Origin of the sequence: Rhizobium sp. 18065 (assembly GCF_902706095.1) — a bacterium.
Lineage (GTDB): Bacteria > Pseudomonadota > Alphaproteobacteria > Rhizobiales > Rhizobiaceae > Allorhizobium.
Genome location: NZ_CACSJP010000015.1, coordinates 1 through 25,817, shown reverse-complemented (window position 1 = coordinate 25,817; position 25,817 = coordinate 1). Strand labels below are relative to the sequence as shown.

The 25,817-nt window shown below is 60.9% G+C and carries 14 protein-coding genes; 3 read left to right on the top strand and 11 right to left on the bottom strand.

From position 1 onward, the window contains the following. The first annotated feature begins 9 nt into the window (after positions 1 to 9). Positions 10 to 1,164, top strand: a complete 1,155-nt coding sequence (locus GVK95_RS23115; protein ID WP_159953044.1) for a tail fiber domain-containing protein — start codon at positions 10 to 12, stop codon at positions 1,162 to 1,164. Next, the gene (locus GVK95_RS23110) at positions 1,164 to 2,360 is read left to right on the top strand and encodes a hypothetical protein (RefSeq protein WP_159953043.1); all 1,197 of its coding nucleotides are present in this window, start codon (positions 1,164 to 1,166) and stop codon (positions 2,358 to 2,360) included. The genes GVK95_RS23115 and GVK95_RS23110 overlap by 1 nt, the downstream gene beginning before the upstream one ends. 58 nt (positions 2,361 to 2,418) lie before the next feature. Here GVK95_RS23110 and GVK95_RS23105 read toward each other — a convergent pair whose 3' ends face one another. Together GVK95_RS23105 and GVK95_RS23100 are read right to left on the bottom strand one after the other, a co-directional pair. Then, positions 2,419 to 2,694 carry a hypothetical protein gene (locus GVK95_RS23105; protein WP_200844363.1) on the bottom strand — a complete coding sequence of 92 codons (276 nt, stop codon included), beginning with the start codon at positions 2,692 to 2,694 and terminating at the stop codon, positions 2,419 to 2,421. 9 nt (positions 2,695 to 2,703) lie between these two features. Further along, complete coding sequence (locus tag GVK95_RS23100; protein ID WP_159953041.1) at positions 2,704 to 3,063, bottom strand: Arc family DNA-binding protein; 360 nt, start codon at positions 3,061 to 3,063, stop codon at positions 2,704 to 2,706. 101 nt (positions 3,064 to 3,164) lie between these two features. Here GVK95_RS23100 and GVK95_RS23095 point away from each other — a divergent pair, with 101 nt between their 5' ends. Then, positions 3,165 to 3,560 carry a hypothetical protein gene (locus GVK95_RS23095; RefSeq protein ID WP_159953040.1) on the top strand — a complete coding sequence of 132 codons (396 nt, stop codon included), beginning with the start codon at positions 3,165 to 3,167 and terminating at the stop codon, positions 3,558 to 3,560. Here the strand turns inward: GVK95_RS23095 and GVK95_RS23090 are convergent. The 9 genes from GVK95_RS23090 to GVK95_RS23050 form a co-directional block, all read right to left on the bottom strand. Then, the gene (locus GVK95_RS23090; RefSeq protein ID WP_159953039.1) at positions 3,514 to 18,378 is read right to left on the bottom strand and encodes a PLxRFG domain-containing protein; all 14,865 of its coding nucleotides are present in this window, start codon (positions 18,376 to 18,378) and stop codon (positions 3,514 to 3,516) included. The genes GVK95_RS23095 and GVK95_RS23090 overlap by 47 nt on opposite strands. A 269-nt stretch (positions 18,379 to 18,647) precedes the next feature. Then, on the bottom strand, positions 18,648 to 18,902 hold the full coding sequence (locus GVK95_RS23085; protein ID WP_159953038.1) for a hypothetical protein: 255 nt from the start codon (positions 18,900 to 18,902) through the stop codon (positions 18,648 to 18,650). 41 nt (positions 18,903 to 18,943) lie between these two features. After that, on the bottom strand, positions 18,944 to 19,228 hold the full coding sequence (locus GVK95_RS23080) for a hypothetical protein (RefSeq protein ID WP_159953037.1): 285 nt from the start codon (positions 19,226 to 19,228) through the stop codon (positions 18,944 to 18,946). 140 nt (positions 19,229 to 19,368) lie between these two features. Further along, on the bottom strand, positions 19,369 to 19,524 hold the full coding sequence (locus GVK95_RS23075; RefSeq protein ID WP_159953036.1) for a hypothetical protein: 156 nt from the start codon (positions 19,522 to 19,524) through the stop codon (positions 19,369 to 19,371). A 253-nt stretch (positions 19,525 to 19,777) separates the two neighbouring features. Next, the gene (locus tag GVK95_RS23070; RefSeq protein ID WP_159953035.1) at positions 19,778 to 20,701 is read right to left on the bottom strand and encodes a hypothetical protein; all 924 of its coding nucleotides are present in this window, start codon (positions 20,699 to 20,701) and stop codon (positions 19,778 to 19,780) included. 14 nt (positions 20,702 to 20,715) lie between these two features. Further along, on the bottom strand, positions 20,716 to 22,956 hold the full coding sequence (locus GVK95_RS23065; protein WP_159953034.1) for a hypothetical protein: 2,241 nt from the start codon (positions 22,954 to 22,956) through the stop codon (positions 20,716 to 20,718). Positions 22,957 to 22,983: 27 nt separating this feature from the next. Then, positions 22,984 to 23,415, bottom strand: a complete 432-nt coding sequence (locus GVK95_RS23060; RefSeq protein ID WP_159953033.1) for a hypothetical protein — start codon at positions 23,413 to 23,415, stop codon at positions 22,984 to 22,986. A 22-nt stretch (positions 23,416 to 23,437) separates the two neighbouring features. Further along, complete coding sequence (locus tag GVK95_RS23055; RefSeq protein ID WP_159953032.1) at positions 23,438 to 24,985, bottom strand: hypothetical protein; 1,548 nt, start codon at positions 24,983 to 24,985, stop codon at positions 23,438 to 23,440. A 4-nt stretch (positions 24,986 to 24,989) separates the two neighbouring features. Then, positions 24,990 to 25,817: hypothetical protein (locus GVK95_RS23050; RefSeq protein WP_200844362.1), on the bottom strand; the 828-nt coding region annotated here is incomplete at its 5' end.

Here is a 25,817-nt window from a genome sequence, read left to right as displayed (position 1 = left end):
CCAGCACACATGAAAAGCTCCAGCAGTGCACCGGCGCCAGACGCCAACATCGGCAAAGCCGCCCTAAAGCAGGCCGAGACTGGTGAGCAGTGGCTGTCGTTCGCGCAGGACGCATTCGCGGTTTCCAACAAGCGGCAAGCAGAACTCGATGCACTCACGACGCAGGTTACCAAGCAGCAGCTTGGTCTTGCCACGGATCAGGCAGATTGGGCGCGCTCTGATCGAGAACGCTATGAAAGCGTCTACAAACCGGTCGAGGACCAATTCGTCCAGGAGGCATCGAACTACGGCACAGCGGAACGCCAGGCGGAAGCCGCGGCCGAGGCTCGTGGTGATGTGCAGAGTGCCGCGGCAAACGCCCGGGCCGCGACTGAGCGCAATAACGCGGCGATGGGTATAGATCCACGTTCCGGCCGTGCCGCTGGTGTCACCGCCACGACCGATATGAACGTCACGCTGGCAGAAGCCAGCGCGGCGAACAACGCCCGCACGGCGGTGCGCGACAAGGGGCTTGCACTCAAGGCTGATGTGGCCAACCTCGGCCGTGGTCTGCCGGCCAATGCCGCGGCAGGTGCCGCCGGCAGCGTATCGGCCAGCGGTACCGCCCTGGGCGGCGCACAGGCCAGCAACGCACAGGCGATGGCGGCTCCCTCGATCGTGTCCCAGGGTTATTCCGGCGCGATGCAGGGTTATGCCGGTATGGGCTCTACCCTCAACCAGCAATACGGCCTGCAGCTCGACGGCTGGAAAACCGAACAGTCCATGGCAGCGCAAGGCGCGGCCGGCATCGGCAGCTTCCTTGGCGGCGTGATGGGCATCATGTCGGACGAGAACGTCAAGCACGATGTTTCCGAGATCGAGGAAGGCAAGGCGCTGGACGCGGTCAAGAACATGCCGGTTTCGGAATGGACCTACGACGAAGGCGTGGCCGACGGTGGGCGCCATGTCGGCACCATGGCCCAAGATTTCCAGCGCGAGACAGGCAAGGGCGACGGCCGAAGCATCCCGGTCGGCGACGCGATCGGCGTCACGATGAAGGCGGTCCAGGATCTCGACAGCAAGGTTGACCGCCTCGTCGATGCGATCGGCCTGGCCCTGCCCACCCGCGAGCGCAAGAAGCCTGCCCAGAAAGCCGGCGAACCCATGATGAAGGAGGCCGCATAATGCTTGGGATTGGACTTGGCGGGTTTATGGATGGCTACCAGCGTGGGCAGCAGATCCGCGACAACAAAATCGACCGCCAGCGCACCGAGGTCATGCATAAGCGGCAGGATCAGGAATACGATCGTGTCGTCTCCCAGCGCAGCGAGATCGACGGGATCAACACGCAAGCCAAGAAGGAGTTCGATACCCGCGTCGCGGCCGGGACTGAAAACCCGAATAACTTCGACACATTCTGGACCGGCTACGCCCTGCCCAAGCTGAAAAACACCTATCTCGCACAGGGCAACGTCGAGATGGCCGACAAGGTGCAGGCGTGGGGCGACAGCGAAGACACCCGCGCCGGCGCGAAGCTGGCTATGAGCGCCCTGCTCAAGGCCCAGACCGGCGACGCCGCCGGCGCGCTGACCGATGCGATGGAAGCTGGCAAAAAGAAGGGCTACATCACCCACGGCTATGAGATCCAGAAGCAGGACACCATCGTCGATACCGATGGCAAGCTGCAGGGATACCGCCTCTTCCTGAAAGGTCCGGACGGCAAAGACATCCAGCAGGATCTTCCGTTGGCGCAAGTGCCAAAGATGATCGCGACCTATCTCAATCCGGAAGCGGCATGGCAGAGCCAAATCGCAACGCAGGCCGAGGCTGGCAAGGATGCCAAGGAATTGAAGGTCTACGAGGAAAAGAAGAAGATCGACAAGGCCTACGGCACCGGCGAAAACAAGTCCCGCACCGATGCCATTGCGTCGCTTCGCAAGCGCATGGATGGCGGTCTTGGTACCGACACGAAATTCGATGATCTGCCTCGCGAAGAGCAGGAGAAGTTGATTTCGTCGGAGCTTGAGTTGCAAGGCGGGCAGCCAGGTCTTGCAGGCGGGCCGATCGCACAGGCGGCCCCGGCCGGCAGCGGGCGCAAGGTGCTCGTCGATAGCGCAACGGGTCAGCCGGCCCCACCGGAAGCCAGGCCACAGCCTCGGGCGGAGAACCCACGGGCGCCGGCAGCATCGGCCAAGCCGGAATCGCGCGAGGAACGGATCTCCTTCATGGTCCAGTCTGCCGAGCAGGCTATTGCCGACGGCGAGCAACCGGAGCGGATTGCCGACGGCTTGCGGCAGAACGGGATCTCAGAGGATCTTTGGCCGAAGCCGTTGCGCGACGCTTTGGGCAACACCAATCGCGTGATCGGCCTGGGGCGCTGAAAGGTTTCTGAATATTTGTTGGCAGATTTACAAAGCCCGCGGCTCGATCGCGGGCTTTTCAGTTGCAGAAATCGCCGATGCACGTCGAGGACCAAGGATCGCCGTCCTTGTCGATGCCGTTGTTGAACGTCGTGCTGGCCGAGCTCATGCTGTTTTGTGACCAGGTCGCGCCGGTGCGGGAATTGCTCCCCTGCATCATCGTCGTGTTCCCGAACTTCTGGATGGTGTAATTGTTACCGCTCTGCGCGTCGTAACAGGTCTTGAATGCGCCGGAGCCAACACAACTAGCGGCAGCGGGAGAAGCGACCAATGCCGCAACCAGAAACGCAACCATACGCATACTCTATCCCTCTTCCTTGTTGAGCTGCAGCAGCTTTGGGTATTCGCAATCTATCAGAGTTTTGATTTTCTCGAACAGTTGGGCCCTTGCCAACATCTCGGCAGGGATAGTCGAGAACACTTCCCGTTTTAGTTCATCCATCGTTATTTCCTGCCCGTCACTACCCACGAAGTGGCCAATCGCCTCTATCGGCAGGTTTTTTGGATCAAATGAGAACAATATCCGCGCTATAATTTCTGCGTTGATTGTTCTTTTGTTGCGACGCGCGGCTTCCTTGAGAATAGCTCGCAGCCCATCCGGGAACCGGACTATGTATTTGTCTTGGTTTTGCGGCGTTCTCTCGACCATACGGCTATGAGCCATAAAATATAGCTTGACGCAACTACGAGTTTTAAGGGAGTTTGTAAAAATGGCTCAGAGCCATACAACTATAATATGATATTTCAGGCGTGGGTGGGGCGTACATGGATAATACCGAGACTAGACCAGCAAGCGTTTCTCGTCGAACAGTCTTGGCCCTGGGCGCACTCGTTCCACTGGCGACAGTCCACATGCCCGCGCATGCCGTCAACAGCCGTCGGGCTGAAATGCTAGAGCAAGCACCCCAATCTCTGGCTGACTATCGGGCGTTCCTCCTGCGCGAGCTAGGTGAGATCGAACGGAAATATGGCTCAGAGCAGTTCCATGCCAACAGCAACGCGGATGCGCGCGGCGCGTTCATGCAGTCAGGCTCAAGGATAGAACAGCGAGCGGCGTGGATGGCCGCCTATGCAGACAGCCGGCCATCCATCAACGCCACGGCACAACCAATGATCAGTCGTAAATCCGATCAGACAACGCCTCTCTCAAGCGCTGGCTGAGGATCTGATTGCGGATCAGGGTGCCGTCTTCTCGTTTGGCTTCGTTCGCCGCGCGGGTCTTGATCGATCGGCGCAGCGTTTCCTTCTTGATCGGGACGCCGGCATGCATCGGCTTGCCGTTGAATTTCACGATCGCGCCGACGGCGTCCTCGATCGCTTCCTTGTCGCCTTCCATCGCGGCCATGGCCCACTTGTTCACCAGGCGCTGGCGATCGTCCATGATCCGCTTCTCGGCATTTTTGAGCGCCGTGTTGCGGTCCCACGTCTCGGAAACGCCGGCCGGCGTGAAACCTAGCGCCTGCGCCACCATGCCGTGCCAGCCGATGCGTTCTGGCGTGATCATCGTGTTGCCGTCGATCGTGGTCAGGCCCTCATCGCCATAGCGATAGGCCTTCATCAGATCCCGCACTGCCTTGGGCGCCATCATTTCGACGCCGCGGGCAACGTCACCATCCTTGATCAGTGACGCACCGACGAACATCTGTTCGGCCAAGCCGGCAGTGGCACCGAGCGTCTGGCTGAGCCAATACTGAAACTCCTGCTTCCCCTGCATTTCGCGCGTGGGAGAGCGGAACCAGAGATCCGGCATACCAATGCGGTTCGATAGATCAATGCCGAGATAGTGGCCCGGCACGCCGTTCAGCACCACGCCTCCTAGCTCTGGGCCGAGGATATCGACCATGTCGGCCTTGAAGCGCTCGGTGAAGTCCAGCGGATCGTCATCGTCGCCGAACAGCATGCCGGCAACGGACATCAGCAGGTTGAAGCCAATGGTTCCCGTCACTCCTGCTGCTAGCGACATCATGCCGACAACGCCTGCGAGCTGGAACCGTGCTTCCCGCCTGGCCTGCGGGGTTTCGCCCTTGACGCTCTGATGCACGTCTCGGAACACGCGGTACAGCATGTTGATGTTGTGCTGGCGGAACACGAGCGCCACCTTGGCGACGTCGTTCTGCAGAACGGTCGGACGTCCGGAGTTCGAATAATCGAAGTGGGTTTTCCACGTCAGATCATGGGCCGTATCGATCGCGGCCAAGTGGTCCTGACCAGCGTCACGCGCCAGACGGTAGGCCGCCAGCGCCGTCACTTCACGGTTCCAGACCTCTGCGCGGTGGAATGCCCACGAGATCACGGCCATGACACGCGCGCGCAGCGGGGTGTATTCCACGCCGGTTTCGCCCACACCGGCCAAATCGTGGCTCTGCGTCCGATCGATCAGGCCGCTGTCATAGAACATTTCGATTGCGGCCGATTCCAGCGGGGTCAGCGTGGCCCGGCGCACCGAGCCCCTGCCCGCCACACTGTCTGACGATGCTTTGGCCAGCGCGGCAGCGGCCTTTGTGACGCCGCCAAAGCGAGCGCCGAGGATCGGCAGGCCCATCATTACGGTCTGGCTCATGTTGAGCACGGCAGATGCCGGCGAGGCGGCGAGGAACCAGATGAAGGCTGTACTGGTCATCACCTGGGCGGCTTTGCTGCCAGTCGGGTTCATCACCCACTCGTGACGTTTCGACAATTCGTTGGCGAGTGTCATAGCCCGGGTCTGATCATCGGCCTCGCGTGCCTGCTCCACCGCATTGTTGGCGAGCTCCTGCAGCTCGAGCCCATATTTCAGCTTCGCCATCTGGTGGGCAGCATGGAACATGTGGGACGAGAAGACGCGCAAAGCATCGCCGGCATAGCCTGCCGTGCCCTTACGGTGGATGAAGCGCTTTCGGGTGGAGAGATCCGGCATCGTCTCAAGGTATCGCTGCCAGATCATGTCCATGACCTGCGGGTCTACACCTGATCCTCCAAGGATCTCTTCAATCTCGGCAACCATGCGCGGATCCATCGCCCGACGCAGATCTGAGCCCTGCTCCATCACGCCAACCTCGACCTTGGCTGTCGGGTAGTCGCGCGCGGCTTCTGTCGCGAAACGGTTGCGGTCAGAGGCCTTCTCGAACTTCGAGAAGCTCAAGACCGAGCCGTCAAGATCGCGGACCGTGACGAAATACCGGCCGAAACGCCCCAGCGGGAAGTATGGCGATTCCACGCGGCTGCTTTCGAAGGCGATGCGCATCTTCGTCATGCGCGCCTTGGCGGCCCAATTCGACTTGGTGCTTTCGGCCTTGTACGCACTCGCCGCATCTTCCTCGGCCTTCCGGCGATCGGGGGGCAACAGTTTGGCATCGCGGATCTGCTGCAGCGTTTTCTTGTACCGTGCTTCCGCGCGATCGAGGGCGATCTGCTGGGCCTTGCGGACATTGTCGAGCAGGATGTCGTCGAGTTCTATCTGCTGCGCGGCATAGGCGTTGCGCACGCGACCGTAAAGCCTGCGGCCGGCGGGCGCCATGGCGAGATATCGTTTGCGAAGGATGGAGTATCCGGCTTTCGCCGTTGTTTCCTCGTCCGTCTGGCTCGGATCGATACCGGCCAGCGTCGTGTCGTGCATCAGGTCCGAGAGTTCGCGGGCCTTGGTCTTGTCCTTCCCCAGCAGGCCGAGGCGGGCGTATTTCAGCCAGTCGCCGGCAACATCGTCGGCCGCGGCGTGCTTCCGGCCTCGGAAGGCATCCATCAGGCGCTTGACGCGCAGATAGTCACCTACGGCAGTCATGTTCGGCCGCGCGAGCTCGGTGAAGTAGTTGAGAGGAATGGCTTTAAGAAGGGCGGGCTGGATATCGACCAGCTTGCCGTTCAGTTCCTGGACTACACGCTGCTCAGAGACGCGACGGCGTTCTTTTGGCGAATAATCTCGCGTGCTTCCTTCAGATAGGCTGCCCGGTCCGGATTGCTCGGTGGCCACTTGCTCACGTCCGCCAGCCACTCCTTCCAGCTCTGCAGCGTGTCGAAGGGCGATGGGGGGTCTACGAACCCCGGCATTAGGAGACGTCGTTGATCTTGGCTCATTTAGAATGGTCCTCGCGAGCTTTTGTGCCGCATTTTCGATAATGCGCTCCAAGCCCGGCACGGTTGAAACATCATATGGCTGATTGTTTGAGTAATCAATGATGCCCGCCCTTTCGACAATCAGCGGGGCTACATGGTCATGCGCATTGCGCGCCTCGTCTGTCGACAACAAGGACTTGTTGACTTGGTCCTGCAGGAAAGCCCGCACGCCGTTCTCCGCGGCTCTGATGCCAGCGGTCAGCCGCAAAGCAGCGTCATTGATCTGCGGAATGGTCATTCCGTCTATGATCAGTGCCGCGCGACCATTGTCCGACAATCGGGCGCGGGTGTTTTTGCCACCGTGGCCGATCGCCCATATCGAATAAATGCCCGGCATTACCAGTTGCACCATGTCGGGGGCACTCACGGGCGTGTTGCGCGGATGATTGTGATAAACCACCAGGCGCCGGTCGGGGTTCATCATGGCTGATGCCAGCGTCCTGCTGAGGGTCACGTTCGTTTTCGCATCGCCAGTCGCGAATTCTATGACGCTGCCGTCATCGTCAATAGCGATGACAGCCTCATTCCCCGTACTGCGACCATGCGACAGGACAGCATTAGCCCCCCACTCAGCCAGGGTTTCTCCGGCTTTCCGCGCCGGAATTGGTAGCGTGCGGGTGACCCCTGTCGCCATGACGGATGGATCAGGCCGCTTGTCGCTATTGGGTTGCATCACCTCCGGCGTGCTGGCAACGGTCGCGGCGTCATTTACCTGTTTAGCTTTCGCCTTTGGCTTCAATTCATCGATCAACCGGCGGTGCTTCGCCGCGGTGTCGGTCAGCTCCTGGCTCAGACCCCATGGGCCGATCTGTTTTTCAAGGGCTGGGCGCTGCTTCGTCAATTCCGCCGCGCGCTCGGCGTCCATTGCCGGCATGCCGGGGAGCCGCTTCACGGTGTTGCTGATCTGCATGGCAAGGCCGGTGGCCTCTTGGGTGCCGACGTCGACCGTCACGTTGTACGATCGCACACCCTTGATCGCGACACTGAACATATCGCCGTACAGATGCTCGATCGAGAGCTTCATTGCACCGAACGAGCCCACATCGGACCGCTCGATTCCGTCCACTATCGACTGGCGCATGGCGTCCAGCAGTGCTGCACCGAACTCCTTCGGCTTCTCGATCTTCGCACCGCGCACGACTGCCTCGAACGGCTTGTCCGCCATTTCCGCCGCCGTGGCCGCATCCTTGGCGACGGCGGCCTCGCGATCTGCGATTGCCTGTAGTTCCTCTTCGACACCACGGATCTTGCCCTTGATGCGATGCTGCTCCCGCTCGTGTTCCTTCTCCTGCGCCTCCATGCTGCGCAGTTTCCGGCGGGTTTCCATCTCTTCCAGGATCAGCGGATTGCCAGATGCGGCGGCCTTCATCTCGGCAGCATTGGCCGCTTCACCGGCGATATCCTCTATCTGGCGGGTTTTGACGTCACCCTTGCGGACCTGCTGGATGAAATTGGCCTTGGCCTCGATGCCCTGCCACTGCCGCGCATCGAGCGTGTTCTTAGTGGCGTAACGCATGATCTCGATTTCGAAGCCGGACGGATCTTCGGAATAGAGCTCATTGCCCTGGCGGATACCGCGACCATCACGCTGTTCAAGGTCGGACGGGCGCCACGGCGCGTCCAGATGATGCAATGCCACCAGCCGGTTCTGCACATTGGTGCCGGCACCCATCTTTGGCGTGGAACCGAACAGGAACCTGACGCGGCCCGATCGGACCTTCCCGAACAGTTCCTCTTTTTGCAACTCGGTGTTGGCGTCATGGATGAACGCGATTTCGGCCGCCGGGACGCCGAGATTGATCAGCTTCTGGCGCAGATCGTCATAGACCGAGAACTTCGACTGCAGGGCAAGGAAGGCGTCGGGGCTCATGGCATCAAGCTTTTCCTGCGCGGTTTCATCGCCCTCATCCGCCTTGCGCACCAGCTCGGCAAGCTCTGCCTGTTCCTTGGCCTGCGCCTTCTTCGGCGTCGACAAGTCGATGAACACGAGCTGGATGCCGCGCTTGGCGGTCCACTTGTCGTAGATCCGCTTCATCTCGCCGGCAGCACGGTTGACCTTCGATCCTGCATAGTCGCCATAGCCCGGGTCGATCAGGCGCATGTCGAGCGCCGCCTTGCGCGCGTCCGACATGACTTTCAGCATGTTGTCCGCGCCCTTTTCGGCCTTCTTGGGCAGGTTCTCAGCGCGGTAGACCAGCGATCCTTCCGGAAAACGCAGATTGCCGTCGTCTGCCATCCGGCCTTCGCCGATATAGGTTGCCTGATCCGGGGAACGCTCAACGACGACGTTGGTTGGCTTGCCGCCCTTCACCTTTGGCAACGGCAGCGTCTTGCCCTGGGCGGCGAGCTGGGCCTTGATGTCATCGTTCGACACGACGTCGGCGAAACTGCGGTACCGGGCCATCAGCTCGGGCATGTTCACGAACCGGGCGAACCGGCTGTTCAGCTTGTACTGACCGCTCGGGCTCAGTTCCCAATCGGTCACCACGTCACCGAAGACACGGGCCCATGCATCGAAATGCGAGATCCCCATGCGCTGCAGCTCTTTGCCGTCGAGGTAACGCTGCAGGGTGAACATTTCCGCCATGGTGTTGGAAAGCGGTGTGCCTGTAGCCGGGGCAATGTTGCCGCCAGTCTTCTCAAGGATGTGCTGCAGCTTCATATACATGTCGGTGGCCTTCTGGCTCCCCATGGGGTTACCCAGACCCGCGACACGCTGCATACCTGTCGCAAACGGCAGGTTCTTGAATTCGTGAAACTCGTCGATGTAGAGCGCATCGACGCCGAGCTCGTCGAATGTGAGGCCCACATCCTTCTTGCCGGCATCCAGTAGCCGTTCCATCTTGGATTTGAGGTTGTCGCGCCATTTCGTGAGCTGGGCCACGTTGCGCGACTTCGCACCGGTCTCGCGGCGCAGTTCCTCGATCGAGCTTTCGAGATCTGTCATCTGTTGCTGGATGAACTTCGCCTCGAGCTCGGGAGACATGCCGATCTTACCGAACGACGAGTGAGCCACGATGACGGCGTCCCAATCGCCGGTGGCGACGCGAGCAAAGAGCCGTTTCCGGTTTTCCTTTTCGAAATCACGTTTCGTCGTGGCGAGCACCTTGGCGCCGGGATACAGCTTGACGAAATCGGCGGCCCACTGTCCGACAAGGTGGTTGGGAACGGCGAACATGGGCTTACGTGCCTGGCCAAGCCGGCGCTTTTCCATCGCCGACGCGATCAGGGCGAAGGTTTTACCCGCGCCGACGGTATGGTCGGCCAGCGCGACAGAGCTCTGCAGCGAGCGCCACACATACGATTTCTGGTGCGGGCGAAGCTCGACGATGTCATCGGACACTTTGCCCGGCAGCGTGAGGTGCGAGCCGTCATAGACACGGTTCACCTCGGTGTTGAACGTGTCGTTGTAGAGCCGGGACAGCTCTTCGCGGCGACCGTCGTTGTCCCAGAGCCAGCGCATCCACTCGGTCTTGACGCGCTCGCCCTTCTCGTTGGCGGCATCGGTTGCCGCCTGGTCAAGCACGGGGTTGCCTTCGGCATTCTTGGTGTAGACCTGCACGGCCTGACCATTCAGCACGGCGTTGAGCACCTGGGCGACGCTGGCCTTGCCAGTGGCCCACATGGCATCGGCCGATGCGGACGCGCGCGGGATCTCAAGTGACCATTTACCGTTTGCACGGGAGAAGAAGGCCTTTGCCCCTCGCCCGTCGGTGATGTGGTGGATGAAGTCCTCGATGTGCTTGCCCGGTACCCACGGCGCGCCGGGCTTCACGTCGATGTCGACCGGCTCAATGTCGGCCGGGATGACATCCCGAAGTGCCGCGACATTGCGGCGGAACAGGCTGTCAGTCTCGGCCGCACGCTCGGCTTCGGCCAGTTTCTGCTTCACGTTGCCAGACAGGTAAGCCTCGGCGGTGTCATAACTGCCGTCCGGCAGGCGATAGACCAGCGGGCCGAGCTCCGACACGATATCGTCCTCAGACCGGTCATACAGGCGGGACATGGCGGCGAGATCCACGCGGCCGACACTGTTGAGCGTCTGAGCGAGGGCGTCTTTCGCCGAACTGGCAGACGTTGGCTGGCGGAATGGCTGTTGTGTGCGCTTGGTGAAAATGGCCGCTTTCTGCGCCGTTGCCGGGCGTGCCTTCTCACCTGTGGACTTTGCCGTTGCGGGCGAAATCCCACGGTCAAAGCCATTTTCTAGCGCCGAGATCTGCGGCCATGTCGGATCATCGCGGAACAGGCGCTTGTTCGCATCGCTGTTGATCGGACCATGCTTCTTGGTGAAGCCGTCATAGACCTTGTTCAGCAGCGTCCGCAGGTTCGCAATCCGCTCGTCCGTCGAGTTCTCGTCGATCTGGGCCCGACGCAGACGCGCGAACGCATCCCGGATCCGGATCATGCCGGTGACGCGCTCCATGGCCGTCGTGTTCGGGAACTCGATCGCTTTCGCCGTGGCACGGCCCAAACTGTCCGGCATGCGCTGCTGCACCTTGCCGTCGGCCATGAAGAGCGAACCGACGATGACGTTTTCCACACCATCGGCAACCTGCTCGACCTGTTCGACGACGGCACCAGGCGCAACCATGACGTTGCTCGGCAGCTTGCCCATCGCCTTTGACAGCTCTTTTGCCAGATCCTGACCGGCCGGCGCGACGAGCGCAGGTTCATCAGGGCCGTACATCGTGCCGAAGGCGCCGAAATCGCCAAGCATCATGTCGGGCTTGTCGATGAAATACCGGTTCAGCGGCACCATCTTGCCGTCTTTGCCGCGATAGTTCTCGACCTGCGTCCACGACGTTGCTGCTGGGGCCTCCCCCTCCATCCGCTTGCGCAAGATGACGATATCGGTGGTGACCTCGGTACCGGCGTTCTTGAGGAACGCATTGTTTGGCAACCGGATAGCGCCGATCAAATCGGCCTGCTTGGCGATCAGCTCACGTGCTGCCGAATTTCCGGTGTCGAGGAACCGGTTGGTGACCACCATAGCCAACACGCCGCCCGGGCGCAGCGCCTCGATCGACTTGGCGAAGAAGAAGTTATGGATCGACAGTTTGTTGAGGTGGCGACGATCCTTGTCGTAGAGCCGTTCGCTGCCGAATGGTGGATTGCCGATCGCGAGATCGAAATACCCGTCTGGCGTAGCGAACTTCTCGAACCCGACCGGGGCCTGAATATTGGCCGTCGGGTAGAGGTTCTTGGCAATGCCGCCGGTGATGTGATCCAGCTCCACGCCGGTGACCTGCGCCGCACTGCGCAAAGCGCCCGGCATCAGGCCAAGGAAGTTGCCGGCGCCGACGGACGGTTCCAACACCTGGCCGCCCTTGAACCCAAGCTGGGTGGCAATGTCCCAAATCGCGGACACTATTTCGGGCGACGTGTAGTGCGCATTGCGGGTGGACGATTCCGCTGCCGAGTATTCCTCGGGCGTCAGGAGAGCCTTGAGCTCTGCGGCCTGCTTTTCCCAGCCCTTGGCGACCTCGCCACGCTCACGGAAGAATGCATCGCGCAAACCGCCCCATCCAACCCACTTTGCGAGCGCTGTCTGCTCGTCGCGGGTCGCCGGACGGTTTTCGGCTTCAAGCTGGCGAAGGATTTTGATTGCCGCAACGTTGCCATTGAACTTGGCCTTGGCTCCACCCTGCCCGATCGCATCATCAGCGCTGATCGTGAAATCGATCGGCATCTGCTGCGCTGGCACAGCGGCGGACCGCACCTCCGCCAATTCATCGATCGAGCGTTTGGCCGGCTTTACGCGGCTGGCATCGTTCGCTGACCGCTGCGCACGGCTGCCATTGCGTCCGCTGTCATCGACCGCTGGGGCTGCGTCGTCGCCGTCTCGGGCGGCAGCAGGTACGTCTCGCGCGTCATCTGCCACGCGTCCTCGGGGCTCATTCCGCTCTGTTCGAGCTGGTCGATCTCCAGCATCGTCTGTTCGACGGCTTGATCTAGCGCCTGATCCAGCTTCCCTGCGGCTTTCAGATCGCGGTACCGCTCCGGCTGGAATTCCTTCCAGTGCGTCCTGGCCATTTCCTTCCAGTTCTGCAGGTTCATTGTCACCCTCCTGGGCGATGGCGTTGACGTCGACAGCATCGACCTCGGCGGCACCGGACATACCATCGAAGGCAACGGCGCGCGGATCGTACTTCACACCCATATACCACGATTTCAGATACGGGCGCGCGCTTTCGCCGAGATCTTCCAGCATGGCCGAGGCATAGGCGGCAAACGTGCGTGCTCCGCGCTCGATGTGATAGCCGGCCAGAGTGATACCAGCCTGCATGATTTCGGGATCGATACCGCTGTTGAGCTGGCTGAGTTTCTTCCGCAACAACGCTCGAGCCGCGTCGGCGGCATCGGCAGTAAATATCTTGTTCGCTGAAACGGCGGGACCGGCGGCAGCCTTGGTATCGGCCGGCGCAGTAAGATCGCGATATGCTTCGGCGGCACCAGATGCGCGGATAACGGTCGCTTTGCCGTCACGGGCAGCGCGATAGCCCATGTAGTATGGCTCGATTGGGTCGCTGCCGTTGGCCGTGAATGCGACGGCCTCCTGCTCCACCGGCGGGCGACCTGCCTTCTGGTCGAGCCAGCCTTGCGCCATTTCATATGCGACAGGGCTTTCGGGGTGGGGCGTCCCCATCTGGGTCGCGGCAATGTCAGTGTAGGCCTTCTTGAATTCCTTCGATCGGAATACCTCGCGCACCTGGTCCGATGTGACGCCGCGCTTCGCAGGGGCCTCTGGCTCTGAGGTTTCTGCTGCTGCAACCGGCTCGGCGCTCTCGCCCATGAAAGTCAGGCCTTCACGCGCAGTAGCGGTCTTTAGAGCTTTTAGCGTAGCCGCGGCTGTATCGGACAAGGGACCGTTGTTGGACGCGCCAATCTGGTTACCCGAGCTCGTGATCCGCACATATCCCGTGTCCACGGTGGTATCCACGCCCGCCTCGGTCAGTCTCTCAAAGAACTCAGCGTGATCACCAAATGGATTGCTTGTGGCCTTCAACACCAGAAGCTTACCGCCCGGCTCGATCACAGCCGATTCTTGACCGCTCCTGCTGGCAGCGACACGGCGCGCAAATTCGGTTGGCGACATGCGATCTGCCATCGTCCTGTGGATGTGGCTGACGTCATCGGCGACTGTCTCGGTTTCACCCGATCTCGCCTTTCCACGGCGTCCAACGCGGCCGGAGTGGTCGAACAGGTGCTGATTGTCGAGTGCGCTTGTCGGAGCCGACGTGTCGCCGTTCTTGAGCCACTGCTTGAACATGCCGAGCGTGGTTGCGCCGACTGGCCCCAGTTCCCAGCCGTCGGTGTAGTTTTCGAGATAGGCCTTTTCAGCTTCCTGTCTGGTCGCGTAGCCGAGCATCACCTTGTGCTCGTCAAACCTTCTCGCCTTCGTATGCTGATCCACGACGAACACAGGTGACGTGCCTTCGAGCTGCTCGGTACCGGGCTTCACGAAGACGTCGATATGATCCTTGTCGCGACCGACTGTACCGCGAATATAGCCGTAATGGCTCTTGAGCCTGACTGACCACGGTTTGCCGTTCGAATCGGTACCCTTTCGATCGGAGCCTGCAGGGTTCTCAATCGAAATATCTAGGCCGCCAAGCTTGATGTGGCCAAGTCGATAGTTTCCCGCTTCTTTCTGCGCCTTGGTAGGTTCGGGCAAAGAATTCTCGGGAGAAGTGGCGGCCTCGTTCGCAGCGACGTCGGTTGCGGGATCAGCATCATTTCTGGCCTCTTCCCAATCGAACTCTAAGCCCGCAGTAAAATCAGTCCCATACTTTTCGATCAGGCCGTTTGCCAGCTCAAGATAGCGTCTGAAGTTTTCAATTTCGGCATCGGAATAGCCGCGTAGACGAGAGAATTTCTCCCAATCGCCGCTGTTGTAGGCTCTCTTCTCCTCTGACGTCCAATCGTCAGGGTCGGATTCTTTTTCCTGCTCTGAGGCGCGTTGAGCTCGCTCGAGGAACTCAGACAGGGTCGGTTCTCCGCGTGCCCCGTTCTCCTCCAACCACTCAGCCGCATCTTTCAGAAAGCTCTCGATCGTTGGCGGCGCAGCGGCATCGTCACTTGTCCTTTGTCCTGGGACAGAGGACGTGCCTTTATCCGGCACCGATTCGACGGAATTCGCTTCCTTCGAATCGTCTGTGACCGCCGCCGGCCGATAGGTGTCCAGCTTGTTCTGGATTGCGGGCGTCAGGCTGCCCCAACGCATGTTCTCGCTGCGCTTCACCCCGGCCTCGGCGAGAATACGCTTGCGATCCTGCGCAGTGAGCTCTGCATCCCACCATGTGGCGGGTTTCTGAGCCGCGCCATCATCCTTGCCCGTAAGCTTTGCCTGCTTGTTCTGGCGGCTCGCCAACAGCATGCCGTTCACCGGTGCCATGGTCTGGGGCAGTTTCGACTTCGCAGACTTGCCAGCGCGCTCGACGCGGTACCGGTAGTCGTCGGCAAGGTTTTCAATGTCCTGCGGCGAAACCGCGAACTCAGCGGCCAATGCGAGATGTTCCGGAACGTTCACGCCTCGGAGGTCGAGTTGGGATTCGCCGCTGCGTTTCGATATGAAGCGCGCCTTGCCGAGATCGAACAGGCGGGCATGCTTGTCGTCTGGCATAACGACGGTATTGCCGAACACTTTCCGAGAGTTTGGACCAGCGTCGCCGATTTCACGCTCTACCGGCGGATTGCGCTTCAATTCCTGGGCTTCGACCTGATCCGGCGACAGCTTCGAAACGAAGAGCCGATCGAGCGGCACCTGCAGCTCGTCGCCTGCAGCGTTGACCACGACAGCTTCGGTGCGGTCGTTTTCGTAGCTCTTCACCTTGGCCGAGAACCGGCCGCCATTCTCATCGTCTACAATGACACGCTCGCCTGGCTGTGGCGCGCTGGGAAAACGCTCGGTGCCTGGCTTCTGCTCCTTGCGGGGAGGCAGGCCCTCAGTCGTGACCTGGCCGCCGATCGGCGCCAGCGGCTCAAGTGCGGGATCTGCTGAAAACTCCGGGATGCTGTCGTCGATCGGGCGCGGGCCAGTGTCCGGCGGCGTCTCGCGCTGGATCTGCTCCGGCGATTTGGCAATCTGGGTCAGGTTGCCGATCGGGATCTGGTAGACCTCGCCGGAACCGCCGTCGATGACGATGGCCTCGTCACCCTCATACCCGTCGATGCGGCCCATGAACGGCTCGATGCCGTCAGCGTCAATGCGCACTGTGGCGCCGACTTCTGGCAGACCGGCTGCAGGTGCAGCGGCAGACTGCTGCGGGGCCGGCGCGGGTGCGGCAGTTCCATTATTATGAACCGCGCCCGCGTTGCGTTCCATGATCTTGGTTTCGGCGTGTTGCACGGAGCGACCGATCGGACCGCGTGGTTGCGCGACCGGTGCCGCTGGTGTCTGGGCCGGCTGCTCTGCACGCTGGCGGCTTGCTGCACCGCCCACGGCACCCATACCGACACCCATGGTACCGCCGCCAGCAATACCCGACGCGACCGCCTCCCCCACGCCTTCGGTAAGGTTCTGATCTGGGTTCACCGCCTGCATGGCCGAGTTTTCAGCCATGGTCTGCGCCGCACCCTGCGGCGCTTCTTCAAGGATGCCTTCGCCGATGAAGCCGCGTGTCGCGCCGGCAAGCATGCGCTTGGCGACGTTGCCGCCCACGCCCTCGGCGATGATCTTCGCCAAGGCCCGGTCACCCATGCCGCCGAACATGCCGGTTGCAACGCCTGAAACGAGGAAGGCTTGCGTGGCTGCGTCCTCGGTCACTGCGTTGATGGCATCATTCTCGGACATGCCGCCCTGGATCATGGCCTTGACCGCATCGGCCTGCGCCAGATCTTCGCGGGGCATTGCGCCGATGCGATCACGGATGTTGCGCGCGGAATCGGCACCGCCCATCGTGCCCTCAAGCAATGCGCCGGAGAGTGTGGCGGTTCTGGCCGCTGCGGCGGCAGCAGCGCGCTCGGAACCTGTGGCGGCCAGCGTGCGCAGATACGCGCCACGGGCCATGATACCGCCCGGCGCCATGGTGACGACGGTTGCCGGAACACTCTCGCCGACGGTACGGAGATAGCTGCGGGGATCTCGCCATGCCGGGCCGAACCAGCCCTTTTCCTCGTTCCACCAGTTCTTGGTGTCGGCTTCCTGCTGCTCTTTCGTCACCGACGCATTGGTGCCGGCCTTGGCCGTGTTCATGCGCTGGTCGAGCGTCTGGCCCATGGTCCAGCGGTCGATATCGTCCGACGCTTCCAGAAAGGCCTTGCCGCCCGGGAGCTGGTTGAAAATCGTATCGGCGAGCGAAGTGAGCGACTGGCCCACGCCGATCGCGCCGGATTTCAGGATGCGAGCAGTGTCGCCGAGCACGCCACCTGACCGGTTAGCCTCTTCCCACTGCTGCTGCCACTGCGGCAACTCGGCTTCATCGACCTCGATGTAGCGGCCCGGGCTTTCCGCCTCGAGCTGCGCCCGGCGCTGGGCCGTCTCATTGTTCGCGCGCTCGGTAAGGGCGATGTTGCGGTTTTGCTCGAACTGGTCTGCGACCTGCGTTTGTTCCGCCTCAACGGCTGCCTTGCGCTCACCAGCGACAGCTTCGAATGGATTTCCACTGGCCATCAAGCCCATGGGATCGCTCGATGTGAAACCCTCGTCGATGACGATCGTCTCGCCAAGCTGTTTCGGGGCGGTTGGCGCGCTGGCGACTGCCTCAGCCGATCCACCAGATCGCGCACTGGCTGTCTCGATATGCCAAGGCTCATGGCCCATCGGGAACGTCAGGTCATAGCGAGTGGCATTCTCATGCACCCATTCGCGGACCTCCTTGGGAGCATTGGCGAACTTGCCGCCCTTCCATCCCAAATCAGCTGCAGTGCCCTCCTGGTGCTTCGATGTGCCCGGCATGCCAATGTTCTTGGTCAAACCGAGCTCACGGAACTGCGGACGCCACTTCTTCCCCGCCTCTACCGGTCCGAGCTCGTTGACATCCTGCACCCACGCCTCGCGGTCGAAACCGTACTTGCCGGCATTTTCGGCGATGATTTCGGCCTGGCGCTTTGGCGATCGGGCTCCAGACAAGATATCGAGGCCCGCTTTCACGAAATCAGGGGCCTCGTCGAACATCGATGTGAGGCCACCTCGCAACCCATCCGACATGTCGCGGATGTAGGTTTCTGGCTTGCCCGGCTGCAGCTTGGACAGCAAAGACGTGAACGAGGCTGGATCGGCCGTCTCGAACTGATCATCAGGCAGCAGGTCGGCCATGCCACGGCCTTTGGGCTTAGTGGCAGAACCATCCCCCTTCAACACTGCATCGAACGGATCGGTGATCTCGCCCGACAGCCCGGGCTGACCGGCCAGCTCGTCATACGTCGGCATGCGCTTTTTCGTGTCGGGACCGCTCTCGGCCCGGTAGAACAGGTGGTTGCCCACTTCCTTGGTTCGCGGCATGGCGCTAGCCCACGCGGGATTGACGCTCTTCGCGTGATAATGGTCGGCGCCGTCGGTGACGTCAGGAAGCTCGCCAGCGAGCACCGAATCGAGAATGCTCTCGGCCTTCTGTCGCAGGGCTGGATCTTCCATCGCCTTCACGGCGGCGGGCCCGGGCGCAGAATATCCGGTGAACTGAGCTGGCTCTCGCACGATGTCGGCCGGCGATTTCCCGCGTCGATCGGCGCGGTTCTTGATCACGTTGGCGACTGCGGCCATGCCGGTTTCACCTTCGGCGGCGGCCTCGGCGATCATGGTGTTGACCAGGTCGCGCCGATCGGTATCGGGCATGTCTATCTTGCGTGGTGGTGGTGCTGCCGGTGCGCTCGTCGGGGCCGGTGCGGATCCGCCATAGATGTTGAGCGGATCATTCCAGGTGTCGTTACCGAGGCCAATGACGATGGGCATGCGTGCGGGCTCCTTGAGTGGGAGCCGCACGTCTTGCGCGGGTCATGCAGTTTTATAGATGGGCGCCAGCTTTATTGAAAGTGGCCGATTCGTGAAAACAACCATTCGCATGTCTCCCTCCGTATGAGGAAAGGAGAAACGAATGACCCCAGAACTATTCGAAGTCGCTGCAGCGCTGCTCGTGCTTGTCGCAGCAATCATCCGAATGCTTTCATGAAAAACCCCGCCATTGCTGGCGGGGCCAATAGTCACTGCCTTAGTGGCCGCGGCTAGATCAGCAGCGGCGTGTTGCGCCGACGGTCCAGCGAATGGCCGTCGGTGCGCCAACTCTCAAGGTATTCAGCCGACAGTCGGCGAATGAGCTTGAAGGCCACCGGACTGAACTCGATCGGCGGCAACCGGTTGCTGACCCACGCCATTGACGTCTTGATGAAATCGAAGGCGAGATAGGCCAGCATGAAGGCTGAGCGGAGGAGATAGTGAATGGATCGAACCATGTGCCCGTAGGGGCTGTAAACTGTCATTTCCCGGTCTCCGTATTGGTTGTTGGGGCCTCAGTGCGACATCAGCTCTCCTTGTAGTGATCGTCCGGCGTCATCGCGTAGCTGTCGGCCATCTCGCGCAACTTGCGCACGGTCCAATCACGCTGCTCCGGCGTCTGGGCATCGCACCAGACGGAAAGGCCACCTTCGCCGAACCATGCGGCTACCAGCCGGATATCGTCACGATTGTCCGTAATCTTTTTCAGGACGCGCCGCCGTGCATATTCTTCGCTGTCGAACTGAATGACGTTGATCGACGCGCCGTCATCCTTTTCGGGCCTTGCGGGCTTGTCCTGCAGGGGTGTCACCCACTCTCCGGCGCCCGACAAGAACCCACATCCCGCGCATTCGCAGGTATTGTCATTATATAAGTAAAATGTTGCACACTGACACTCGGCGCAGAGCCAGACCAAACGTGCGGGCTTCGGCAATTCGACGACGGTGCCCATTACGCCGGCTCCACCACATCGGCCGGGAACCAGGCATCATTGATCCGGACCAGCTCTTTGCCCGACGGGTCGGTGGCTCGGTCCTCGATCGTGGCGGCGACGGCTGTCTGCTGCTGATCCTGATCGGGGTGCTGAATTTCATCGTTGTTGCCCATGGCTCGCCCTTTCGTCACACTGGATGGGATGGATGGGGCGGCACATCGTGCGCCGCGGAGCATGCTGTCAGCTTTCGGCTGCCAAGCTCAATACGAGGCTGGCGTCGACTGGCTCCAGGCAGATTTTCTGCTCTTGGGGCATATCGAAGGCGAGGCGTACACGGTTCCCCGACTTCTTCTTGATCAAGATCTTCCCGATACCCGGGAGATCAACAGACTGGCCTATTTGTACGTCCAAGACCTTCATGTGCGGTCACTGCGCCAGATAGCGGTCGCGAACGTCTGGCGAGAGCTTGGCGAGCTCCTTTTCATAGGCCTGACTGTCGCGATCGAGCAGACGATCGAGGTGCGCGAACTCGCCACCATCGTCCGCGTCGCTGATATCGCTTGCCGGCATGGATGACAGGGTCGGCGGGATCTCCGGCCGCGGCTTGCCGGCGGGCTTAGCGGGCGTCTTATTGTCGTCGGGCTTCTTGCCTTCCGATTTCACGCCATAGGCCGCTTCGATCTGCGACGCGATGTTCGCATGTGCTTTGGCCAGCAGCTTCGGGTTCAGCGGATTGACCGATTCCGCCTGCAGCTTGCGAACCTCGGCATCCAACAGACCTTGGAGCACGGGGCTCTTGTACTGCGGATGGTCGCCCATGAAGGTCGATACTTCGCCCTTCCATGTGTCGATCGCTGTCTCGCGCTGAACGTCCGCCGTGATCTGCCGGCGCAACAGCTCTGTGGATTTCTCCTCGAGCGTGCCGCGTTCGGTCATGAACTCGTCGGCGGTCAGCTCACCGGCGTCGAACTTGGTGGCGAGCTCGGCCAGGCCCTTTTTGATGCTCTCCTGCTGGTCCTTGAAATCAGCGGGCAAGATCCATCGCGGCGTGGTCTCTACGGGTTCGTCCGCGTCGGCAGCAACGTCATCTGCTGCTGCCGACGCAGCGGGAGAAGGAGCAGCCTGTTGCTGCTGGTCCGCCTTGGCGGCGCCAGCGTCATCGTCGCCGGCATCGCCATCCTTCTCGTCGCCTTCGGTATCATCGGACGCACTGGCGGCGGCGCCGGCATCGTCACCACCGGTGTCGTCGCCATCGTCACCGCCATCGTCGTCTTCTTCGTCTTCGAGCAAACCTGCGCGCTCTTCTTCCGTGAGCAGGGCGAGCTGATCTTCCGTCAATTTCGGGTCCATCGTGGTCCTTCCTTCTATCCCAGACCTATCTGGTTCTGATTGGCTGCGGGGGGCTGCCCCTGCGGTGCCTGTTGCTGCATCTGTGCTGCTTGTGCGGCCTGCTGTTCAGCAGCGGCGCGCATCATCTCTTCCGCCTCGGTGCGCGAGACAAAGCCCGATTCGTGGAGCAGGTGATCCGCCACGTCGGCGACGGCGGGGATGGCCGCGACGGTGCCGGCGGCGTCCAGTGCAGTGCGCTGCGTCTCGATATTGTTCTTGGCGATCTTGGACCGGATCTCTTCGGCCTGGGCCTCGCTCTTGGCCGCGTTGGCGACCAACAGCTTCAACTGCGCCATGACCTGCTGGATGCTGAGCTGGTTCTGCTGCTCTGCAGCCTTCTTGCGGTCCTGGGTTTCCTGATCTTCTTCTTCTGCGTCTGGATCGGACATGCCCGTGACCTGGCGAATACGCTTCACCAGCTCGTCACGCTGCGGGATGTCCATCGATTCCACGATAAGGTCGAGCGACACCATGACGACTTGAGGCGCAAGCGGCGCCAGCTTGCCCAACAGGTCGAGTAGCTCGGCCACCTGGGCTTGACGCACAGATGCGCGGTGATCCTCCTCCGAAATCACAAAATCGGCCTTGGTGCGGACAATGTCATTGTCTGGCAGACCGTCATTTATCGTGATGTATTCGGCGGAGCCTCGCTGATTGGTGATACGGAACTGCTTTTCGCTCGACATGTACTGCTCCATGATTGAGAGCAGCTTTTCGCCACGGACCTGCTGGGCAAAGCGGTGATTGTCGAACAGCTTGGCCGTTGCCAACGCGCCCTGCTCCTGCCGGGCTTGAATGGCAACGCCTGACACGGCGTTGGTGCTGCGACCAAGGTTTTCATCCGTCACGCCGCCGACCTGCTGCAGCATCTGGATGTTCCGGCTCATCATTTCGAGATGGTACTGCGAGAGCTCGCGATCGGCGTCGATCTTGAGCTCGAAGCCTTTGTTTTTCACAATCACGGCGTCTGGCCGCGCCACTTCCTCGGTGAATGCGTCGAGATCTTCGACGGCGCCCGCGTCCATGATGACCTTGCTGGTCGAGATGATATGCAGGGCCTTCGATGCGCGCTTGTTGATATCACGCTGTATGTCGCGGATGTTTCGGATGATGCCGTATGGCATCAGGTCGCGTCCGCGGCGCTTGTTCCAGATCGGCGTGAACGGCCAGCGGTTGTGCCGATATGGCGATTCCGAAACCCAAAGCAGCCCGACTGTGGTCATCAGGGCGACATAGGTCCGCATCATTGGCTTGATGATGATTTCCGCTTCACCAGAGTCGACAGCCTCGATGTGGCCCTCGGAGAACTCGTCGTAGATCTCGCCGCTGAACATGCCCCCTGATAGACGCGGAGCGTTGACCGGCATGCGGAACCACATTTCGATGATGCGCACGCGCTGTCGCTGGTAGCCGGTGACACGGTCACTTGTAGAGCCACTTTCTCCGCGGCTCTGGCTCTCCAGTTCCAACTGATCCATGACGAAGTCACCATAGGCATCAGATGCCATCAGGTTGTTGCCTTCATCGACGGAGCGCCGTAGCAGGCTCTTGCGTTTCCGGAATATGGCGCACGCGACGTCCAGGTCGATCCACTTGTTGCGGCCGACGAACCGACCGTCTTCAAGGTCCATCTTGATCGCTGTGCTGTCCCACAGCATGTTCCGCCAACTTTCATAGCCGGAATAGATCGGCTCGCCTTCGTCGTCGCCACGCCAGGCATCTTCCATCCAGCCGACACCGATCTTGGCGGCATCTTCGAACGATCGGGAAACCTCAAATGGCGTTCGGTTTACGTCAGAGAGGTATTTCAGCAACTCGCTCTTGCGGCGGGCCGGCTCGCCGTCCTGTTTGCGGCGCGGCAAAACCTTGAAATCTGTGCGGGAACGCTTCTCTGAGCCGATGACCCAATCGAGGGTGGTGGCGGTGACATTGAACACCAGTGGCATCTGACCACGGTCGCGCAACGTTTGCTCATCATCCGGATCGTACTGGATATTGTCGTACATATCCTCGTCGATGGCTTGATCACGGCGGTTGGGCGCCTGTCGATCCGCCTCGCGCTGCCACGTGTCGAGCAGCCTGAGGTGAAGTCTCTGCATCGGCTGCGAGTCGAGCCGGTTGCCGGTCATTGGCCGAACCGCCAGCTTGGTGTCTGGAATCGGGGATTTGTACTTCTTCTTTTGGACGGAGCCGTCATCGGCGTTCAGATCGAACATGACGACGCCTCCGCCCGCATTGCTGGCTTACTGTTCGATGATCTCCGTCTCGCCAACGACTTTCCCCGTTCCGTTATCGATCAGGGTGGCCTCGGCCACGCTGACTTTGCTGTCGTTTTGATACGGGGGGATGTGGAGCAGATCGCCGAGCATGTCGTGAATGAACGACGCAACGAAGATGATGTTGCGGGGCTCATGCACCGAGAGGCCAAGTGTTTCAGCAAAACTAAAAGCTATGGGGGCAGATTGCGCGGGATCGCCGACGTCTTCGGACCAAATCCAGGCACGATCCTGCGTCACCACGCAAGGTATCAGCCTCTCGTCATATTCCCTGCCCGCGGGGATTAAGACCATGCACGGCTTGAATGAACCATCCAGCCGTATCCAAGTGCCAATAGCGGTAACCCCGCCGCGTGTTTTTGTCCATTGCCTTTTTGTCAGGTCAAGATCTGGTGTCACCGGTTTTCTCCTTGGTGGCTGATTACGCGGCCATGCCGCTTCTGTTGCGACGCCTCGGCGTCCTTGGACCGCCACCACCTGCGACACAGATGCGCTCGACGAGCTCGCGGGCCTGCGCCTTCTGACGGAGCGCGTCGGCGGCGTGCTGGTGGCCGTTCTTGTGCGGCGGGTAGGACCAGATCCCCATGCGCTGATTCCAGCCCTTTCGGTAATTGTCGAGGTGCAGCAGGCCGGCGGCGCATTCGACCTCGTCGAAGATGTAGTTCGAGAAATCTTCCTGCAGGGTCGGGATGCCGACAGCGGCGAGATCCGGCGTGCGATCGACAATGTGGATGTTGCGCAGGCCGAGATCTTCCAGCATGTCCTTCGGGGTCTTGATGATCAGCGCACCTGGTCGGCGCTGCTCTCCGTCATGCGGCAGGAAGTGGTGGCCGAAGACGTAGCCACGGCGCTGGAATTCGGCCATGGCATAGGAATACGGCTCATTGCTGAACTCGAAATAGCCGATCCAGTGGTCCATGAAGCCGACGCGCTGGTGAAACCAGATGGCGATGTCGTCGTCGACACCAAGATCCCAGAAGGTGTTGACCGGGATGTTGGCGCGGTATGGCACCCGCGTCACACGGTTCGACAGGCGCGCCTCGGTCATCTGCTTGGCGAGGATGACGCCCTCGGTCGAGACCTGGAATGCCTCTTCAACCGTGGTCGGGTACTCCTGCCACATGATTTCTTCGTTGTCGTAATAGTCGTTTTTGCGGGTCGAGACGTACCAGGCGCGCTTGCGCAGTGAGATCTCGCGGCCGATCTCCCGCTCCTTCTCGTCGAAATACTTGTGGTCCTTGGCGCTGATGATGACGCCGGTCGGGTCCATCTCGTATTCGTCGGCATCCCACCACGACGCGAAGTGCAGCCGGTATTCCATGTTGGACAGCTTCTTGCCCATCTGGTCATTGGCGACGGCCTCTGTGACCATCTTGTAATAGGCGCCGTCCCTGCCCTTCGCCGTGCTCTCAATGAAGATGATGCCCTGCTTGGCAGCGGCGAACGCGCCGGACACGATCTTTTCAGCCTGAATGGGCCGCTCGAAACAGATGATCCCGAACTCTGACACATGGAGCCAGTTCAGCGTGTCGCCGCGGGCCGATATGGCGACCTGTATCGACGAGCCGTTCGAAAAGCTCTTCTCGGTGACGTTGTCGATGACGATGGGGCGGCTCTGACGCAGCCATGGCGGGAGCCGATTGTACGCAAACTCGATTTTGTTGCGCATGATCTTGCTGGCGGTGTCTTCGTCCTGGGCGATGATGGCCGCGCGCTGGTTATCATTGAACAGGCATGCGTCGAGAATGAGGATCTGTATCAGGGTGGAAAAGCCACGCTGCCGAGCCTTGGGCACGATGTTCCGGTACCACATGCTATCCAGCAGGTGTTCCTGTGCCTCATTTGGGTTGAACAGGACAGTCTTGCCGTTCTTGTCGAGGATGTAATAGAGGTTCCTGATCCGCCAATGGACGGACTTCATGTTCTCTTTCAGCTCGGCCTCTGACATGCCGATCAGATGCTCATACATGCCGTCAGCCCTCGTCCATGATCAGGCCGAAGCCCGGCTTCGTAGCGGTGTCGGTGTCCTCTGTCTCTACAACTGGCTTGAAAACAGAGCCGTTCAGATTGCTGAGCCAGCTTCCAAGCGTGCTGTCGGGATCGACATCGTGCTTGATGTGGCGCACGTCGCGCCAAGTTCCCGGCCGGCGGTTTTGCAGCCACCACATGCCGGCCTTCACGTCCGGCGGCACATGCTCGATGATCTCGACGCGCTGCGCTTCTCCCTCGATCACGACGATCTTTTCGCTGTCGAAGCTGTAGCCCGTGGCGCGCTTGAACAGGCTTTCCTCGACCTTCTTGTCGGCCGCCTCCTTGCCGAGCTCCAGCGCCTCGCGAAACTCGGGGTGCTCAAGCTTCCACCGGTGGATCGTCCGAATGCTGACCTCGAACGCCTGGGAGATCTCCAGATCGGTGGCACCGAGGCTGGCGAGCGTGCCGGCGACGGTGATGTTGCGATCATCCCAGACCGTGGGCCGGCCGCCGTAGTTGCGCGGGTCAGGCCGGAAGGCGGCGCCGAAATCCGGGTGCTCTTCCTTCCACCATTCCATTTCCTCGGCATCGACACCGAAGAAATCGGCGATCTCGTCATCGGGCACCTTGGCGATGAACATGCGGCGGGCGAGATCGACGAACCGCTTTTCGTATTTCACCTGCTTTGGCGCGGGCTCTACCTTTGCGGCCCGTGGCTTCACTGCGCCCTTGGTGGCGGCCTTGGGCTTCCTCGCCGCCGGCTTCGGCTTCCCACCACGAACACCCTTACGCGCCCCAGCAGCCGGAGCCTTCCCCTTGCCCCCCAACCC

Coding starts and splice junctions, on each gene's coding strand:
- GVK95_RS23115 (WP_159953044.1), top strand. CDS start 10: ATGAAAAGCTCCAGCAGTGCACCGGCGCCAGACGCCAACATCGGCAAA.
- GVK95_RS23110 (WP_159953043.1), top strand. CDS start 1,164: ATGCTTGGGATTGGACTTGGCGGGTTTATGGATGGCTACCAGCGTGGG.
- GVK95_RS23105 (WP_200844363.1), bottom strand. CDS start 2,694: ATGGTTGCGTTTCTGGTTGCGGCATTGGTCGCTTCTCCCGCTGCCGCT.
- GVK95_RS23100 (WP_159953041.1), bottom strand. CDS start 3,063: ATGGCTCATAGCCGTATGGTCGAGAGAACGCCGCAAAACCAAGACAAA.
- GVK95_RS23095 (WP_159953040.1), top strand. CDS start 3,165: ATGGATAATACCGAGACTAGACCAGCAAGCGTTTCTCGTCGAACAGTC.
- GVK95_RS23090 (WP_159953039.1), bottom strand. CDS start 18,378: ATGCCCATCGTCATTGGCCTCGGTAACGACACCTGGAATGATCCGCTC.
- GVK95_RS23085 (WP_159953038.1), bottom strand. CDS start 18,902: ATGACAGTTTACAGCCCCTACGGGCACATGGTTCGATCCATTCACTAT.
- GVK95_RS23075 (WP_159953036.1), bottom strand. CDS start 19,524: ATGGGCAACAACGATGAAATTCAGCACCCCGATCAGGATCAGCAGCAG.
- GVK95_RS23070 (WP_159953035.1), bottom strand. CDS start 20,701: ATGGACCCGAAATTGACGGAAGATCAGCTCGCCCTGCTCACGGAAGAA.
- GVK95_RS23065 (WP_159953034.1), bottom strand. CDS start 22,956: ATGTTCGATCTGAACGCCGATGACGGCTCCGTCCAAAAGAAGAAGTAC.
- GVK95_RS23055 (WP_159953032.1), bottom strand. CDS start 24,985: ATGTATGAGCATCTGATCGGCATGTCAGAGGCCGAGCTGAAAGAGAAC.